Source organism: Burkholderia sp. WTPI3 (genome assembly GCF_021483755.1).
Classification (GTDB): Bacteria; Pseudomonadota; Gammaproteobacteria; order Burkholderiales; family Burkholderiaceae; genus Burkholderia.
In genome coordinates this window covers 1-1,243 of sequence record NZ_JAGIXF010000218.1, presented here as the reverse complement: position 1 = coordinate 1,243, position 1,243 = coordinate 1, and the positions used below count along the sequence as shown (strand labels likewise).

The 1,243-nt window shown below is 64.6% G+C and carries 1 protein-coding gene; it reads left to right on the top strand.

All coding sequences use genetic code 11. The features are described 5' to 3' along the window. Positions 1-1,243 (top strand): aminotransferase-like domain-containing protein (locus tag J7024_RS36965; RefSeq protein ID WP_234746058.1); only part of this gene is annotated, 1,243 nt, incomplete at both ends.

The following is a 1,243-nucleotide window of genomic DNA, read 5'->3' as shown; positions in this document are numbered from 1 at the left end:
CCGTCGGTACGGCAGGCGAGCCAGCAGCACCGGATCAGTATCACGACCGTGCTGCATGCGTATCTGCTGCTAGAAAGCCGCGGGCTGCTGGAGAGTCGTCCGCAGTCCGGCTACTTCGTGAGCCTGCGCCGCGACGACGGCCATGCGCCGGTGCGCGACTTGCGGCCGTCGAAGCCGATCGCGATTTCGTCGTCGGTCGATGTGAGCCGGCTCGTGCTGTCGACGCTGCGCTCGATCGGCACGGACGACGCGGTGCCGCTCGGCTCGCCGTATCCGGACCCGAGCCTGTTTCCGTTCGAGAAGCTGAACCGCTATGCGTATGCGGCCGGCCGTGACAAGTCGTTATGGGGCGTGACGGACGGGCTGCCGCCGGGCCATCCGCGGTTGATCCGGCAGATCGCGCGACGCTATCTGGAAAACGGGATGTCGGTGGATCCGAACGAGATCATCGTGACGGTCGGCGCGACCGAGGCGATCAACCTGTGCCTGCAGGCGGTCGCGAAACCGGGCGACACGATAGCGGTCGAGTCGCCGACGTTCTACGCGATGCTGCACGCGATCGAGCGGATGGGGATGAAGGCGATCGAGGTGGCCACGCATCCGGAATACGGAATCGATATCGCAGCGCTGGCGGCGATCGCGAAGTCGCAGCCGATCGCCGCGTGCATGGTGATGCCGAACTTCCAGAACCCGCTCGGCTTCCAGATGCCCGACGAGCGCAAGCGTGAACTGGTGGAGTTCGCAACCCGTGTCGACCTGCCGGTCATCGAAAACGGTGTGTATAACGAACTGTATTTCGGCGATTCGCATCCGGGCACGCTGAAGTCCCATGACCGCAGCGGGATCGTGCTGCATTGCGCGTCGTTCTCGAAGAGCCTTACGGCCGCGTACCGGATCGGTTGGGCATTGCCGGGCCGCTATCGGGATCAGGTCGAGAAGCTGAAGTTCCTGAATACGCTGGCGACGCCGTCGATACCGCAGCTTGCGATCGCCGAGTTTCTCGAACGGGACGGCTACGAGCATCACCTGCGGCGGTTGCGCAAGGCGTATGCGCAACAGGCGAACCTGATGCGTGCGATGGTGTCGCGGTTCTTCCCCGAGGGCACGCGTATCTCGAGTCCGGCGGGCGGCTACGTGCTGTGGGTCGAGTTGCCGGCGCAGGTCGATGCGATGCGGCTGTACCAGCTCGCACTGGAGCAGGGGATCACGATCGGGCCGGGCTACATGTTCTCGATCACGGACA